Origin of the sequence: Neobacillus novalis NBRC 102450, assembly GCF_001591805.1 — a bacterium.
GTDB lineage: Bacteria > Bacillota > Bacilli > Bacillales > Cytobacillaceae > Neobacillus > Neobacillus novalis.
Map to the genome: position 1 here is coordinate 184,646 of NZ_BCVP01000007.1, position 15,736 is coordinate 200,381.

General features: G+C 39.6%; 16 protein-coding genes. 6 read left to right on the forward strand and 10 right to left on the reverse strand.

Annotated elements, in window-relative coordinates; all coding sequences use genetic code 11:
- Positions 1–72 precede the first annotated feature (72 nt).
- The 5 genes from pulA to pepV all read right to left on the reverse strand — a co-directional run bounded on the left by pulA (position 73) and on the right by pepV (position 6,188).
- Positions 73–2,199: a type I pullulanase gene (gene pulA / locus BANVL01_RS05470; protein WP_066090926.1), complete on the reverse strand. Its 2,127-nt coding sequence runs from the start codon at positions 2,197–2,199 to the stop codon at positions 73–75.
- Positions 2,186–3,172: a diacylglycerol/lipid kinase family protein gene (locus BANVL01_RS05475; protein ID WP_066090932.1), complete on the reverse strand. Its 987-nt coding sequence runs from the start codon at positions 3,170–3,172 to the stop codon at positions 2,186–2,188. Before BANVL01_RS05475 ends, pulA begins: the two co-directional genes overlap by 14 nt.
- Positions 3,173–3,188: 16 nt before the next feature.
- On the reverse strand, positions 3,189–3,779 hold the full coding sequence (thpR, locus tag BANVL01_RS05480; RefSeq protein WP_235845488.1) for an RNA 2',3'-cyclic phosphodiesterase: 591 nt from the start codon (positions 3,777–3,779) through the stop codon (positions 3,189–3,191).
- Positions 3,780–3,884: 105 nt separating this feature from the next.
- Positions 3,885–4,742 carry a D-amino-acid transaminase gene (dat, locus tag BANVL01_RS05485; RefSeq protein ID WP_066090938.1) on the reverse strand — a complete coding sequence of 286 codons (858 nt, stop codon included), beginning with the start codon at positions 4,740–4,742 and terminating at the stop codon, positions 3,885–3,887.
- A gap of 24 nt (positions 4,743–4,766) precedes the next feature.
- The gene (gene pepV, locus BANVL01_RS05490; RefSeq protein WP_066090941.1) at positions 4,767–6,188 is read right to left on the reverse strand and encodes a dipeptidase PepV; all 1,422 of its coding nucleotides are present in this window, start codon (positions 6,186–6,188) and stop codon (positions 4,767–4,769) included.
- Between the two features lie 453 nt (positions 6,189–6,641).
- Between pepV and BANVL01_RS26550 the strand changes: the two genes are divergently transcribed.
- Both BANVL01_RS26550 and BANVL01_RS05495 read left to right on the forward strand, forming a co-directional pair.
- The gene (locus BANVL01_RS26550) at positions 6,642–6,863 is read left to right on the forward strand and encodes a DeoR family transcriptional regulator (protein WP_082804873.1); all 222 of its coding nucleotides are present in this window, start codon (positions 6,642–6,644) and stop codon (positions 6,861–6,863) included.
- Between the two features lie 187 nt (positions 6,864–7,050).
- On the forward strand, positions 7,051–8,394 hold the full coding sequence (locus BANVL01_RS05495) for an amino acid permease (protein ID WP_066096846.1): 1,344 nt from the start codon (positions 7,051–7,053) through the stop codon (positions 8,392–8,394).
- Positions 8,395–8,604: 210 nt separating this feature from the next.
- Here BANVL01_RS05495 and BANVL01_RS05500 read toward each other — a convergent pair whose 3' ends face one another.
- From BANVL01_RS05500 to BANVL01_RS05510, 3 genes are all read right to left on the reverse strand, one after another.
- Positions 8,605–8,937: an ArsR/SmtB family transcription factor gene (locus BANVL01_RS05500; protein WP_066090946.1), complete on the reverse strand. Its 333-nt coding sequence runs from the start codon at positions 8,935–8,937 to the stop codon at positions 8,605–8,607.
- Positions 8,938–9,360 carry an SRPBCC family protein gene (locus tag BANVL01_RS05505; protein ID WP_066090949.1) on the reverse strand — a complete coding sequence of 141 codons (423 nt, stop codon included), beginning with the start codon at positions 9,358–9,360 and terminating at the stop codon, positions 8,938–8,940.
- Between the two features lie 150 nt (positions 9,361–9,510).
- A complete protein-coding gene (locus tag BANVL01_RS05510) occupies positions 9,511–9,939 on the reverse strand; it encodes a DUF2935 domain-containing protein (RefSeq protein ID WP_066090952.1) in 429 nt (142 codons plus the stop codon).
- Between the two features lie 138 nt (positions 9,940–10,077).
- Between BANVL01_RS05510 and BANVL01_RS05515 the strand changes: the two genes are divergently transcribed.
- Positions 10,078–10,830: an AAA family ATPase gene (locus BANVL01_RS05515; RefSeq protein ID WP_066090955.1), complete on the forward strand. Its 753-nt coding sequence runs from the start codon at positions 10,078–10,080 to the stop codon at positions 10,828–10,830.
- 34 nt (positions 10,831–10,864) lie between these two features.
- Here BANVL01_RS05515 and speD read toward each other — a convergent pair whose 3' ends face one another.
- Complete coding sequence (speD, locus tag BANVL01_RS05520; RefSeq protein ID WP_066090958.1) at positions 10,865–11,671, reverse strand: adenosylmethionine decarboxylase; 807 nt, start codon at positions 11,669–11,671, stop codon at positions 10,865–10,867.
- 154 nt (positions 11,672–11,825) lie between these two features.
- On the opposite strand from speD, the gene BANVL01_RS05525 reads away from it, so the two are divergent.
- From BANVL01_RS05525 to BANVL01_RS05535, 3 genes are all read left to right on the forward strand, one after another.
- A complete protein-coding gene (locus BANVL01_RS05525) occupies positions 11,826–12,386 on the forward strand; it encodes a Uma2 family endonuclease (RefSeq protein ID WP_066090961.1) in 561 nt (186 codons plus the stop codon).
- A gap of 359 nt (positions 12,387–12,745) precedes the next feature.
- Positions 12,746–13,180 (forward strand): Dps family protein, encoded by a 435-nt coding sequence (locus tag BANVL01_RS05530; RefSeq protein WP_066090964.1) that lies wholly within the window; start codon positions 12,746–12,748, stop codon positions 13,178–13,180.
- Between the two features lie 126 nt (positions 13,181–13,306).
- Complete coding sequence (locus BANVL01_RS05535; protein WP_066090967.1) at positions 13,307–14,578, forward strand: polysaccharide deacetylase family protein; 1,272 nt, start codon at positions 13,307–13,309, stop codon at positions 14,576–14,578.
- A 415-nt stretch (positions 14,579–14,993) separates the two neighbouring features.
- Here the strand turns inward: BANVL01_RS05535 and BANVL01_RS05540 are convergent, their stop codons facing one another.
- A complete protein-coding gene (locus BANVL01_RS05540; protein WP_066090970.1) occupies positions 14,994–15,713 on the reverse strand; it encodes a 16S rRNA pseudouridine(516) synthase in 720 nt (239 codons plus the stop codon).
- Between the last annotated feature and the right edge of the window lie 23 nt (positions 15,714–15,736).

A 15,736-nucleotide genomic window follows, 5' to 3' on the forward strand; every position in this document is an offset into this window, starting at 1 on the left:
TCATTCCATACAATAGCTATCTTATTAAATTTTATCTCCAATTGCCTTTTTTCGTCAAGTCATCTTGGAAAACTATTTTTTTAGCAAAACATTAAGCGAAATAGAATCAACCGTAAGTTCTTCCCTTACAAGGGCACCTTTTGGGGAAATTCCCGCAAATTCATGATCAGCTAAAATGGACCATTCTCCCTCAGGAAGTGATATAGATTGCGGCTTTGGAGAGGGATTAATCAACAAGATTACTTCATGAGTATCCTTGTGCAATAAGCAGCCTAAAAGTGGGGCAGCTGTGGATAATTGCTGGATTTGACTTCGAATTTCACCAGCAGTTCTCATTCGAAAACAAGAAAAAGATTTCCGAATTTGAATCAATCCTTTAAGATAATTTACATTTTCAATAAACTCCCATTTTCGATCCCAATCTAGCTGATTAATCTCGTTAGGGGAGCGATAGCTATTTCCATCACCTTGTTTTGTTCGAAAAAACTCCTGCCCGCTGTGAAGGAAAGGAATTCCTTGAGACAATAGGACAATACCTGTAGCAAGCCGGTGATATTTCATGCGCGTCAAGTCATCCGCATCTGGCAGGCAAAAGAGAAGCTTATCCCATAGTGTATGATTATCATGACATTCAATATAATTTACTGATTGATAGGGTTCGTTAAAGAGCCGGTTTTCTTTCTTTTTAAAACCTATACTACCTGTGATGACCTCGAATGCCGTTTCAGTGTGATGATCATTCCCTATGGCAAACCCTTTATCAAACAAATTGAAGGTGCTGCCTTTAATCGTGTCGCGAAATTTGTCATTGAACATGGCTACTTGAGGTATTTTCGCTTGATTGGCTATCATTGCTTTTTGTTCTGATGGAAGGGGCGTATTCAAGTTCCAGCCCTCGCCCAGAAGGATCGTTCCCTTAGGCAAACTCTCACAAACCTCTGAAATAGTAGCTATATCCAATATCCCCATTAAATCAAACCGAAAACTATCAATATCATATTCCCCCTGCCAATAGCGAACAGAATCAACGATAAATTTCCTAACCATTCTACGTTCGGAAGCAATATCATTTCCGACCCCTGTTCCGTTAGAAGGCAAACCCATTTCATTATGGCGAAAATAATAGCCAGGGACTATCTTTTCAAACGAGGAAGTTTCACGAATGTACACATGATTATAAACTACGTCCATAATAACGCGAATACCGCTCTGATGTATTTGGTCAATTAATTGTTTTAACTCAATAATTCTTGCATATGGATTTGAGGGGTCGGTGGAATAGCTGCCTTCAGGAGCATTGAAGTGAAGCGGATTATATCCCCAATTATAGGCTTTATTCCGTTCCAGTTCATTGATGCCGGCAAAATCATTAAATGGGAGGAATTCAATATGGGTAATACCTAAATCTTTTACATAGGATAACCCGGTTGGTTCGTCGCCTTTTCCCTTCGTGTTCCGCTCCCCAGCACCAATGTAAAGTCCTTTATCGATAATTCCGCTATTTTCATGTATCGTAAAGTCTCTTATATGGGTTTCATAAATAATGATATCTACTGGACTTTCAATGGGTGGTAACACGTGTTTCGATTTGCGGGTTTTCTCAAGCTTCACAATAACCCCCTGCTCACCATTTACCGTCACAGCCTTGGCATACGGGTCAACAGCCTCTCGCCATTCCTGATTGACTTGAACGAGAAAACGATATTGAAAGGACTCTAGCTCACGGTTGATACCAACAGACCATACTCCGAAGTCCTCGCGTTTCATCTTGATGATTTCTGAAAAATGACTGTTGGGCGGAAGTAATTTGAGTTTCACTTGAGTGGCTGTCGGTGCCCAAAGTTTGAAACGTGTCTGATTGGCATCATAGGTCACACCAAGATCATTCCCGTCATAATAAAATAAATGATCAAATGACTCCGTTCGAATCACTGCACCTATTTGCAGGTCTGTTTGTCCCCCATGTTCATCCATGATCCAATATTGTTTACCAAATGAAATGTCAACCTCAAGTCGACAAATATATTTTTGATTATTTTCAATCTGGTTGATGCTAAGGATTGACAGTGGGCTCTTCTGGGAATGATCGATGAGATAAAATGAGGCTGACACCCCTTGATGATAGGAAAGTGGAAGCAGTATCGTAATGATTGTCAGCTCATCCAAATAGGCAAGGAAATTCCTGTCAGTGGTGATCATTCGCTCCCCTCTCTTTCAAATCAAGGTTTACTTTCCTACCCCTTCTCGTTAACACCTGCAATCCCTTTACCTGAATCTCTATGTTTAAAGGAGTATAACCAATATGTTCCCCGTCTCCATGGACATACAACGATGTCGCCGATTGGATGGAAACAACCCTTCCCTTAAATGTTTTTACTTCTTTAAAATGGATGTGCTTTCCCCAAAAAACACTGATAAATACAAGTAAGAGCTTCCATCTCGCTAACTGGTGGACAACGGTAATATCAAGCTGGCCATCATCCGGCTCAGCTTCCGGGGCAATCTTCATCCCGCCTCCATAGTAAGGTTGATTGGAGACAGTCACAAACCATGTCTTTTCAAATATATGCTTTTGCCCATCAATTGATAAATCAATTGTGGCAGTTTGATAAGTAAATAGCTTTTTTAGGAGAAAATAAACATATACTAAGCGGCCGAGCGAAAGCTTGTTTAACCATCCTTTTATCTGAGATTGATTCACTTCGTAGGAAATAATCGCATCAAACCCAGCGCCCATATTGTTAATAAAATAATGTTCCGATTGATCTTCGAGCGTCATTTTCCCGGCATCAATGAACGCTGGTTCCTGCTTCATAAGCCTTAATAGGACCTCTAAGGCTTCTAACGGGTCTGACGGAATCTGAAATCCCCTTGAAAAATCGTTCCCTGAACCGCCGGGAATAAATCCAAGTGTTATATTCTTATGCTTGATTACCCCATTCATGACCTCATGGATCGTGCCATCACCGCCAACAGCAATAATGATTTTTTCGTTGTCATTCTTGTTGTCAGCAATTTGATGGGCGAGCTTTTTAGCGTGACCGGGATATTCGGTGAAAAAGGCTAGATAGGAAATCTGTTCTGTCTTTAGCTGCGCTTCAATCTTTCCCCAAATTTTTAAACAATGACCGTTTCTCGCTTTTGGATTAATAATAAAGTAGATGTCCTTCATAAAACCAACCTTTAACTTAATAATTATAAGCTTGTAATTCGAATCGTTTAATGACTTCATATTTTGGTGTTTGGTGTAGATGTGTTTGGTATAATACGACCTCATTTGTTTGAAATTGAAGAGGTTCAGGCTGAAGTTCATGCCATACTTCCAGCAATCCCTTTTGAAAAGTGGTGGTCCCGTTCCACTTTCGCGCAAGGGTAATATGGGGACGGAAGGGTCTTGTTTCCAGTTGAAAACCCGCCCTCTCGCAGGCAGAAAACACTTTCTCCCTGATATTCTTCAACTCAATGCTTTCCATGGTATCGGCCCAAAGTACACGAGGGGCGTTCTCGATCCCGAAAAAGCCAAGCTTGTTAATTTTCAATGTCAGTGCTGCTGCCTCCTTTAAGACCTCATTGACGTTTATTTCTGCGGCTGCACGTTTTTCATGAGGTGCTGCGCCAAGAAAGGCCAATGTAATATGGAGGTCCTGATAGTCGACCCAGCGGCTAAATGGGATGATTGCTTTTAATTGATTGATATGATGATTCATAATCAATTTCGTTTCTTCGGGAATTTTCACAGCAAAGAAAAAGTGGTTTCGCTGCTCCATATCGCTTCTCATTCCTTTTTCTTCATTTTAGTCTATTTTCTCCAAATTGTATCCATCTTAATGTAAAAAGGGTGTCAGGCACTATGTGAATTTTTCACATGGTGCCTGACACCACTTTTAGTTCAGTTTATTGCATTGCTTTTCGATTTCCTGTTGGAATAGTTTTTGTAGTTTTTTTGTTACTGGGCCTGGTTGACCTTCGGTTACCTTTTTATCGCCTATTCCGACAATTGGCATGACCTCTGAAGTTGTACTGGATAGGAACACTTCATCGGCACTTGCCAGCTCTTCAAGCGTGAAGGTCCGCTCTTCTACAGGGATATTATTTGCCAAGCACAAATCGAGAATCACATCTTTAGTAATTCCTTTTAAAATAAGATTATTGGATTCATGCGTGATAACCACACCATTTTTGACGATATAGATATTCGACGAGCTTCCTTCGGTAACATTTTCGTCGCGATGCTGGATGGCCTCAAAACAGCCTGCCTCCGCTGCTTTTTGTTTTGCTAATGAATTGCCCAGCAAATTTAAACTTTTAATATCACAGCGGAGCCAGCGGATATCCTCTGTCAGAATCGTCTTTACACCCGTTTTCATGCTTTCATCAGGTCTTGCGAACTCCTTCGTATATGCTGTAAGGGTAGGCGTAATTCTCTCAGTTGGAAAAGCATGATTACGAGGAGCTACACCTCTCGTTAGCTGCATGTAGATAATCCCAAGCTGTAGATTATTTTTATCAATCAGCTTTTCTAGTAATCCCGATAATTCCGCTGTTTTGTATGGGAGAGAAATGCCAATACTGTTCGAGCTCTTAACAAAACGCTCCAAATGTTCCACGGCGGTAAACATTTTTCCGTTATAAACACGGATGACTTCATACACCCCATCGCCAAATTGGTAACCACGGTCCTCGATATCCACTTTCGCTTCTGAACGATCAATAATTTTTCCGTTTAAAATTGCAAATCCCATGCTCCCATTTCCCCTTTGAATTATTTATTCTGTTTTGGCCAATTCATAAATAGCTTGTGCGTAAATGGCCGTAGCTCTTAGTAAATCTTCAATATACATATATTCATCTTTTTGATGGGCGATATCTGGTCTTCCGGGAAATAACGGACCAAAGGCCACTCCTGCTTTCAGCGAACGGGCGTATGTTCCGCCGCCAATTGCAATCAATTCCGCCTTTTCACCTGTTTGCTCTTCATATACCCTTTTCAAGGTTTGAATTAGAAATTCTTTTTCATCGACGTGATGCGGTTTAGAATCAGAAAAGTTTTCAATCGCAAATCCTTCATCGAGTAACAGCGCATCCAACTTTTCCTTCGTTTCTTCCATTTTGTTTGTTACAGGATATCTACAGGTCATCCCGATCCTGCCGCCAGACTCTTTAGAATAAGCCAGTTTTCCAGGGTTGATCGTTAAGTCTCCGGAAATTTCATCAGAATAAGCCACTCCCAGGTTTACACCTCTTGAATCGTTAAAGAAATAGCGGTTTACGAATTGGAAATAATGGGCTGACTTTGCATCCAAACTGAGTTTAGATAGAAATTCAGCTAAAAACAAACCGGCATTCTTCCCATTTCTCGGTTCCATCCCATGTGCCGAAACGCCTATTACTTCTAAAATTAATTTTCCATTTTCAGCATGGTAACTATATTCCAGCTCATATTGCTTCATGTGGGTGATAAATTGTTCGACCACTTCATTTTGATTTTCCTTAACCAAAATGACAGCTTTGGCATGGTCTGGGACCATATTGTAGCGTTTCCCGGAAACAAAGCTCTCGACTTCTACATTTGCCACGGTGGAATCCTGGACTGACTCTTTCTGAACCATATCAAAATCAGCAATTCCTTTCTCTGCATTAATGATTGGGAAATCAGCATCTGGAGCAAATCCTAACGCCGGCATTTCTTCATGCTCAAAATAATGCTTCACACAGCGCCAATTGCTTTCTTCGTCGGTGCCTATAATCATCCGAACACGCTTCTTAAGCGGCAGACCAAGCTCTTTAACAATTTTCATTGCATAATACGCAGCCATTGTCGGTCCTTTGTCATCTAACGCGCCGCGGGCAAAAATTTTCCCATCGCGTATTTCCGCTCCAAAAGGATCACTTGTCCAGCCATCACCTTCTGGAACGACGTCCACATGGCAAAGGATTCCGAGCAGCTCCTTTCCTTCACCAAACTCAAGATGCCCCGCCAAGTTTCCGACGTTTTTCTGGGTAAACCCATCCTTTTCACCGAGCTCAAGCATAAAATCCAGTGCCTCTTTTACACCTTTCCCGAGCGGTGCATCAGCTTCTGCATGTTCTTCATCCAAAAGACTTTTAATATGTAATAAATTCTGTGTGTCGTTAATAAGGGTCTCTTTTCGTTTTTCCACTTCACTGATCCAATTAATCTGTGCCAATTTTATTAACCCCCTAATCAAGATATTTATCCATCTTTTACAATATCATTATTGCAAATAGCTAAGCAATTTTTCTTGCACTTCTTTATAAAATTGCGATTATGCAAAAATAAAGGAAATATTTTTACTAAAAATTCAAACAATTTATCATAAAACAAACATTCAACACCATAACGTGTAGTATGAGAATAATAAAAAAGGGGATGAAGCCACCTATTTTTGTAAAAGATTGTTAAGTTTATTTTAATTTCTTACTATTGTGGTAGAAATTTTTGAAAATTGTGGGTACAATATGGTTAGAGGTAGACAATAAGTTCTCACTTCATTCCATCCAACAAAAAGGAGATGGCTGCGCGGAAAAGAAAACTACATATTCTTGAAGAGTATTCTTCAAACAGGCTGTCAGTAGAAGGATTTTGCCATAGGTTTGAAAAAAGGATAGGGAGTGGTTCTTTGAAACCTTCAACTAACCGGATGTTAAACCGCATCAAATGTATCTACATGTTTATTCGCAATAACGGCACTGTCACGACCCAAGAACTTGTAGAGGAATTTGGTATCACTCCTCGCACCATACAACGAGATTTAAATGTCTTAGCCTATAATGACTTGGTCATAAGCCCAAGCCGCGGAAAATGGAAGACAACACAAAAGAAAGTGAAGTTGTCATCTTAAAACCTACAACAAAATCTGAAGATAAACATAGAAATAGCACGCGAGCCAATCGCGTGCTATTTTGTATTTTTCAAAAAACAAATGGGGAATCATTAATTCTAATTGACAGCCATTTGATTTATGCTATATTAATATAAAAATACTTTATCACTTAAAAGCGTCTAAGTGGAAGAGAGAGTTGGTCATCATGAAAAACAATCAGCAGGAATTAAAAAAGGGGTTATTGCCGCGGCATGTTCAGTTCATCGCTTTAGCAGGCATGATTGGAACAGGGATTTTTAAAGGGAGCTCTGACACGTTAAATATTGCCGGACCAAGTGTCGTCGTTGCCTATTTAATTGGCGGGCTTTTGCTATTTATTATTATGGCTGCCTTAGGGGAAATGGCCTTAGCCTTTCCAAATTTAAATGTGCAGCATCTAGTAAACAAAGCATTTGGCTTCCAGATTTCCTTTCTCGTCGGATGGCTTTACTGGATTAACTGGATTATCGTAACCGTCGTTGAACTATTAGCAGCGGGAAGCTTCCTGCAATTCTGGTTTCCTTCGATCCCGTTATGGATTCTTAGCTTTCTCTGCGCGGTTGTCATCGTTGGTATTAATTTATTTCAAGTAAAATATTACGGGGAAATGGAATTTTGGTTTGCCGGAATTAAGATTATTGCCTTAGTTGCCTTTATCATTTTGGGCTGCTTTCTTCTTTTTGGTATGATTCCTAGTACTGTACACGATCCATTTTCAAACTACACAGCACATGGTGGCTTCTTCCCGCACGGAATCGCTGGAACGTTTAGCGCCTTTTTAGTTGTCATGTTTTCCTATGGCGGAGCAGAATTAATCGGGGTAGCTGTAACAGAAACAAAAGATGCGGAACGGGTTCTGCCAACGATTATTAAGGGTGCTGTTTGGCGCGTTATTATTTTTTATATTTTACCAATTCTCATTATTTGCGGCATCATGCCTTGGGACAAAGTCACAGGTGCAGACAGTCCGTTTGTTCAGGTTTTCAGCAGCACTGGATTGCCCGGCGCAGCCCATATTATGAACTTTGTCCTGTTGACAGCTGTACTTTCGGCCGCAAATTCCGGAATATATGCCACATCAAGAACGTTGTTTTCAATGGCACAAAGCGGTGTTGCTCCTAAAGAGTTAGCAAAAGTATCATCAAAGGGAATCCCTTTAACAGGGATTATCATTACGAGTGTCTGTATTTTAGCCGGCCTTTACTTAGCCTACCTGACTCCAAGTGAGGTAATTGGTTATCTCATGACAATTCCAGGTTTTACCGTCATGTTCATTTGGATTAGTATTTGTGCCGCACAGTTAAAACTGCGACCGCTTTACAATCATCAACCTGCTTTTAAGGTGAAATGGTTCCCATATACGACCATTTTCGCTATTCTATCTTTGAGCGTAATCTTTATCGGATTTTTGTTAAATTCAAATAACGTCATCGGTTCTTCGGTTAGCATTGTAACCATTGGCTTTTTAATCATCGTTTCGTTTTTTATAAAAAAAACTGTAGTTACTTAATTAACCGCCTAAGAAACAGCCAGCAAAATTCTTGCTGGCTTGTTGTTTTCTCTAACCATGAATATTAGTTTGTTCTACTAGATAGGCAGGTTTAATGGTAACATCAATTAAAGCAAAATAATTAAAGTCCACCTGCCAACGGTTCCGACCACCAACCTAGGCAGGCAAAAAGCCAGGCGATTAGCCTGGCTCAGGTATCTTTCCTTATATTTAGAGATCTTGCTCATCTGACTCCACTAAACGTTTTAGCGCGCCAAGTTTATTTTCCCAATATAATTCAAAAAATTGGAGCCAATCTTTTAATTCATACAGTGGTTGCGGCTCAAGCTTGTACCTTGTTTCCCGGCCGACTTTCCGCTCCTTAACTAGTCCTGCATCTGCTAATACACGCAAATGCTTGGACACCGCAGTCCGGCTTATCGGGAAGTGTCCGCTAATAACGGTTACGGGCATTTCTTCACTGCTGAGAAGTTTCAACAGCTTTCGCCTTGTTGGATCAGCAATGGCTTGAAAGACATCATGCTTTGCTGAAGAAGCAGCCATTTACGCCTCAACATATCCTTGCAATTTTTGTACAAGTCCTGCCCAGCCCTGATTCATGTTGTCGCGAATTGGAGTATGTGGAGCACCAAATTCTGTAACTTTGGCAGCATCCCAACCACTATGAATAAGAGTAAATTCAGTTTTTCCATCGAGCTCTTTTAATTCAAACGTTAGTGTCCAATCCTTGCCCCAATTGAACGAAAGGCTATTTGGCGGGTCGACTTTCGTTACCTTACATGGGGACATTCCAAATTGGCCTGCGTTTAGGTGAAATTCGTGCCCTTCAACTGGTTCCATATCATTTGGCATGAACCAGGCGGCTAATCCTTCTGATGTTGCTACAGCGTTCCATACTTTTGTAATTGGTGCATTATACACTAGTGTGTATCGAATATCAGGCAATGTTTGAGTTTGATTTTCCATTATGAATGCTCCTCTTTTAATAAAATACGAAACTATTTGGTTGCGCATTTAAATAATATAACACCTTTTGGTTTCATGTCAAGCATTAAAAAGGTGACTTCACATTAAGTAAAGTCACCGTAAACATAGCTTTTCATTCAAAAAATATGTTTATTGCCCGCTAGATAATAGTGCATGAGCAATTCCGACAAAGTACTCAGATTCGCGAATAATATGATTTAAAACCACTTTTGCAGTATGATTACCGCTTACAGCTTGACTATGTGTTTTAATCTGTTCACATAATTGAATAAAAGACTCACTTTCCTGTAAGCAATAAGTAACAAGCTGTAGCACCTGTTGATACAATTGGTCCGATACTTGGGAACCAGAGCGAATCACAGATTCTATAAATCTTACAACCTGCTGGTGCGTTTCCCCAAGGGCTTGTTCCCACTTTTTCAAGGCATCGACAAACTCAGGCTCCAGTCCTGAGACCAGCTCTCTAATTACTACTGTATGTTCCTCTTCTTGATGCTTCCAAAATTCAGCCTCATCTAAAATTCGCAGTGGCATTTGCGGACCATAGTAAAATTGCATAGATATCCCCCCATTATCATATCACTTCAATGTATGGGATAAGCTATGAAAATATTCATCTGTTAAATCAAGTAACATCCTGTAGACAATCAAGGGAAGGTGTTATAATTATTAAAAATCGTAATGAGGTAGTAATTTATGGAGCTTTTTAATGAACAATTTGTAAGAAGCATCAAATTAAAGAGAGAGGAAATCCCCTCTTTTAAAAAATATCCCTTTAACCTTCCTAGCTTGAAAACTTTAGATGAATTAAGCTTTCATCCAAATGTAACCTTCCTAATTGGGGAAAATGGGATGGGTAAATCAACCTTATTAGAAGCGATAGCAACTGCGTTAGGCTTCAATCCTGAAGGCGGATCGTTCAATTTTAATTTTTCAACCTATGATTCACATTCACCGCTTGGAGACTATCTTAAAGTAATCAAAGGGATTGAAAAACCGAGGGATGGGTTTTTCTTGCGGGCGGAAAGCTTTTACAATGTTGCTTCTAACATTGAGGAATTAGATCGTGAGGGGTTCGGTCCTCGAGTTATTGATTCCTTTGGAGGAGTTTCCCTTCATGAGCAGTCACACGGCGAGGCCTTCTTTGCGACGTTTCTTCACCGTTTTGGCGGCAATGGAATATACATTTTAGATGAACCGGAAGCCGCACTCTCGCCGCTGCGGCAAATGTCGATGTTGACGAGGATCCATGATTTAGTGAACGAGAATTCTCAATTTATCATTGCTACCCATTCGCCGATCATCATGGCATATCCAGAGGCTAGGATTTTTGAGTTCTCTGAGGAAGGTATTAACGAGCGCCGTCTTGAGGAAACCAATCATTATCAAATCATGAAACAATTTTTCGTCGATAAAAATAGAATGCTCCATCATTTGTTAAATGGATAAACAAAAAGAGCGCATTAACACCCGCGCTCTTTTATTAAACAATATTTTTCCCATAAAAAATTTCATCCATCTCTAACTTTAATCTCTCTGTTATTTCAATATGTTCATCCGGAGTTAGCTTGTCTTTTGTATAGCCAAACAAATAATTATTTAAATCGAATTCGCGCAGCTTGCATTTTGTGTGAAAAATATGCTCCTGATAAACATTAACATCAATCATATCGAATAATTCGCTCACGTCTTCTGGGATGTAATTCTGAATGGAATTGATTTCATGGTCGATAAAAAGCTTGTGTCCCGATTTATCTCTTGTAAAACCACGGACACGATAATCGATTGTCATCACATCGGTTTCAAATGTACGAATTAAATAATGAAGTGCCTTAAGCGGCGAAATTTCACCGCAAGTTGAGACATCAATATCTGCCCGAAACGTACTAATCCCCTCATCAGGGTGGAATTCCGGGTAGGTATGAACAGTGATATGGCTCTTATCCAACTGCATCACCACTGATTCGGGAAGCGGACCAGGAGATTCCTCGAATGATTCTGAAGGAGCATTTGCCACAGGCCCTTCCGATACCAGCAATGTAACACTTGCCCCAGCAGGTTCAAAATCTTGGCTGGCCACATTTAAAACATGGGCACCAATGATATCTGAGACATGCCGTAAAATTTTCTGCAATCTTTCCCCACTGTATTCTTCATCAATATAGTTTAAATAAGCTTCCCGCTCTTCCCTTGTCCGTGTGAAACAAATATCATACATATTAAAGCTTAACGACTTCGTTAAGTTATTAAAGCCGTGTAATTCAATCGCCTGCTCGTGTGTAAGTTTCATGACAGTTCCCCCTTCATAGCCTAAACCTATTTAGCTTTTATAGTACCCATTGTTATACCTGGTTACTTATTTTTTCAAAAAGAACGCTTTACTGGACTGATAAACCAAAAATTGGTGTTATACTAATAGTATCCCCTTGAAAGTAGGTGTACCAATGAGCTTACCTCAAGATCATCTGATAAAACTTGAAGAATTTTATAAAATGCGTGAAGAAACGGACAAACTAATCGAATACATCGATGGCAATGTGTTTATGTCACCTTCACCTTCTACAAAACATCAACGCGTTTCGAGCCGGCTCCATGTAAAACTGTTCCATTTTTTGGAAGGAAAAAGTTGCGAAGTATTCCCCGCACCGTTTGATATCGAACTCCATCGCGAAAATATGGAAGGGAACAAAATCATCATCCCTGACTTATCTGTGATATGCGATAAAAGCGGGTTGACGGAGAATAGGTATGTCGGTGCTCCTGCATTAATCATGGAAATATTAAGCCCTTCCAATCAGTCTCATGATTTAGTCTTTAAGTTGAACCTTTATATGCAATACGGTGTTAGAGAATATTGGATTATCAACCCAATGCTAAATACTATCCAAGCTTATGTTTTAGACTCAGAAGGTCAATATCAGCAATTGGATGTCTTAAAGGAAAAAGGAATATTGAAGTCAGCGGTTTTAGAAGGATTAGAGGTTTCATTGGAAGAGATTTTCTAAGCAAAGTATCAAATTTAGATACTTTGCTTTTTTTCATAATATTTCACCCATTATTGAAGAAATTAAAAATGAGGTGAAATTACCCATCCACCTAAGGATTACGGTGATTACTCCCCATTTACTTGCCGACAGCTCGTAAGTTAACATGGCTGCGATTCAAGGACCTCGCGGATTAGCAAAGGGATTTGTGGATTGCAGACGAAAACGGTCAAAATTCAGGATTAAAAATATTGGCGGATATGATTTTTTTGAAGAACAACACGAATAACCATCTTATTTATAATAATTATAATTTAGTATTGATTATAAAATAATATATGATATAATTAATTTAGATAAGAAATTAGGAGGAATGTTACATGACACTCGAACAAGTACTTAATCAACAAATTGCAAACTGGACCGTATTATACACGAAATTACATCAGTTTCACTGGTATGTGAAAGGACCTCACTTCTTTACCTTACATGTAAAATTTGAAGAACTTTATAATGAAGCAGCTGCCACAATCGATGAATTCGCAGAACAATTACTAGCTAATGGCGGCAGCCCGATTTCCACTTTAAAAGAATCGCTTCAATTAGCAACGATTGAAGAATCAAATGATAAATTAACAGCAGAAGAGATGGTTCAGGCAGTGGTCAATGACTTTTCTTTAATCATTACTGAATTAAAAACGGGAATGGAAGTCGCCGAACAAAATAACGACGAAGTTACCAGCGATATGTTCCTCGGCCTAATTGGCAAACTTACTAAACATAACTGGATGTTAAAATCATTCCTGAATGCATAATAAATACAATAGCGTTTTAAAGGACAAGGCTTCATGCTTTGTCCTTTTTAATTTTTTTAAAAATAATTTAGATGTTAATGATGTTTTTGTTATGATAAAGGCAAGAAATTTAAGGAGGATTGGATTGTGAAGAAAACCTTGTGGATGATTCTGTTCTTTTCTTCCATCATAGTAACAGCATGTGTTTCTGAAAAACCACACGACAGTAAGAACCTACCACCAAAAGAAAATGCCATACAGCCTAAGGAAGTAAACCGACCCACTTCACAGCTGCTTACTGAAATCATGGATTTGGCTAAGAAAGGAACGGTTAAGGACTGTCCATTTAATGTACTTGATAGCATTATGGAACAGGTAAAAACGGAATGGGGTGATCCCGATACAGTCGATCAAGCAGGTCTTGGCTTCTATGCTACTTTTAATAAAAAGAAAATAGTTCTAGGTTACAACAAGGCAGGCGAAATTTTCGATGTCCGCTCTTATGCGAGTGATATGAAGGATGTATCCGAGCAGATGATTGTAAAGGCATTCGGACAGCCAGCAGAGATAAAGAACAACAACAATGAAAATATATATGTTTATGGGACGGGCCATGACATTCAATTAAAAATAATCATTCCGAAAAGCAGCAAGACCATCGATCATATTTCCGTTTTTAATCCTAAACGCGCAGAATCGACAGGTGATTATATTCTAGATATTAAAGGATCATCAAATAAATTAACCGACTCAGCATGGGCATCGATGCAGAAATGGCGGAAGGATATTGTTCTTTTTGCGAAAAATCAAGAAAATGTGTTTATTAATGGCCCAAATAAAAAGAAAGTTGCCCTAACATTTGATGATGGCCCGGATGAAGTCATCACACCTGCCATCATTGATATTTTAGCTGCCCATCATGTTAAGGGAAATTTCTTTTTTATAGGAAGTAGAGTTAAAGAGCACCCGGAAGTTGTTATGGAGGCATTCAAACAAGGAAACCTAGTCCTAAACCACAGCTATCATCACCTTGAATTAACGAAGTTAAATAAAGAAGCTGTTCGCAAGGAAATTACCGATACTGGCCAGGCGATAAAATCTGTTACCGGAAAAGAACCCGCCATCATTCGGACCCCCTATGGCGATACGAATACGGATGTAGCAGCGATTTCAAAACAAGAGGGTTATTCCATTGTCCTTTGGTCAATTGACACTTTAGATTGGTCACAAAAGGATTCCAAAAATATCGTTAATAATGTGCTGGCAAATGTTCGAAATGGCGACATTATCTTAATGCACTCTGATTCCGATAAAGGTGAGACCAAAAAAGCTTTACCACTTTTAATCGAGGAATTGCAAAAAAGGAATTTTGAAATTGTTGACTTGCAAGATTTGTTGAATATTAAAGGATATCAATAACTAAAAAATGAAAAAAGCGGAGATTTTCCGGTTAGTCCGCAGAATGAGCCTGGTTTGGGGGATATAAGCGGAGACTTTCCGATTAAGCAAAGAAAAATTACCTATTTTCACGTTTTTCGAGTCAATAGTCGGAATCCTTCCGTCTATTTAAGCTTTTTTCAGTGTGATTTCCTAATTAAGAGAAATTTCTCCGCTTATTTTTCAAACCTTGCTGATTCCTCATCTGGGTCCGCTCTTTTATGGTTGGCGGGAGCAAAAATAGATATTAAAAAAGGCTCAGTATAGTGAACTGAGCCATTTATTTTTAAATGCAAAAACAGATACAAAATGCAATACAAATTGGGATGCATTTTCGGGTTTTGCGACAGGAAACGGAACCCGTTGCTATGTTAAGCTGCTTTTTCATAAAAATTCTCTATTTTACTTGATAATCTCTTAATAATTCTACTTCTTCGCCGGTCAATTCCCGGTATTCACCGAGCTCAAGGGTTTCGTCCAACGGCAGAGGTCCCATGGAAATCCGCTGTAGGTAGACAACACTTTTTCCAACCGCTTCGAACATCCTTTTCACCTGATGAAATTTACCTTCGGTGATGGTTAGCTCAATATCAGAACGAATCCCCGATTTCAAGATTTTCAATTCGCCAGGCTTGGTTTCATAACCGTCGTCCAAGGTTACCCCTTCTGCAAATGCCTCAACGTCTGCCGCGTCCACTTCCCCATCAATCACCGCAAAGTACGTTTTCGGGACATGCTTTTTCGGAGAAAGCAAACGATGAGCTAATTGACCATCATTCGTAATTAGTAACAAGCCTTCTGTGTCCTTGTCCAACCGGCCAACAGGAAACGGCTCATACACCTGATCCTCCATCTCCAATAAATCGATGACGGTTTCACAGGAGTTATCTTCTGTCGCTGACAATACCCCTTGTGGCTTGTTCATCATCAGATAGATGAATTCTTTGTATTCAACAACTTCGCCATTTAAGGCGACGGTTTGTGTTGCAGTATCGACGTGCTGCTTGGCATCCTTAACCACGACATCATCTACTTTAACGGCCCCGCTTTTCAGCAGCTGCTTCACTTCCTTGCGGCTGCCGTAACCGAGATTTGCCAGCATTTTATCAATTCTCAATGATAATCCCCCTTATTTTAAGA

Coding starts and splice junctions, on each gene's coding strand:
- pulA (WP_066090926.1), bottom strand. CDS start 2,199: ATGATCACCACTGACAGGAATTTCCTTGCCTATTTGGATGAGCTGACA.
- BANVL01_RS05475 (WP_066090932.1), bottom strand. CDS start 3,172: ATGAAGGACATCTACTTTATTATTAATCCAAAAGCGAGAAACGGTCAT.
- thpR (WP_235845488.1), bottom strand. CDS start 3,779: ATGAGAAGCGATATGGAGCAGCGAAACCACTTTTTCTTTGCTGTGAAA.
- dat (WP_066090938.1), bottom strand. CDS start 4,742: ATGGGATTTGCAATTTTAAACGGAAAAATTATTGATCGTTCAGAAGCG.
- BANVL01_RS05495 (WP_066096846.1), top strand. CDS start 7,051: ATGAAAAACAATCAGCAGGAATTAAAAAAGGGGTTATTGCCGCGGCAT.
- BANVL01_RS05500 (WP_066090946.1), bottom strand. CDS start 8,937: ATGGCTGCTTCTTCAGCAAAGCATGATGTCTTTCAAGCCATTGCTGAT.
- BANVL01_RS05505 (WP_066090949.1), bottom strand. CDS start 9,360: ATGGAAAATCAAACTCAAACATTGCCTGATATTCGATACACACTAGTG.
- BANVL01_RS05510 (WP_066090952.1), bottom strand. CDS start 9,939: ATGCAATTTTACTATGGTCCGCAAATGCCACTGCGAATTTTAGATGAG.
- BANVL01_RS05515 (WP_066090955.1), top strand. CDS start 10,078: ATGGAGCTTTTTAATGAACAATTTGTAAGAAGCATCAAATTAAAGAGA.
- speD (WP_066090958.1), bottom strand. CDS start 11,671: ATGAAACTTACACACGAGCAGGCGATTGAATTACACGGCTTTAATAAC.
- BANVL01_RS05525 (WP_066090961.1), top strand. CDS start 11,826: ATGAGCTTACCTCAAGATCATCTGATAAAACTTGAAGAATTTTATAAA.
- BANVL01_RS05530 (WP_066090964.1), top strand. CDS start 12,746: ATGACACTCGAACAAGTACTTAATCAACAAATTGCAAACTGGACCGTA.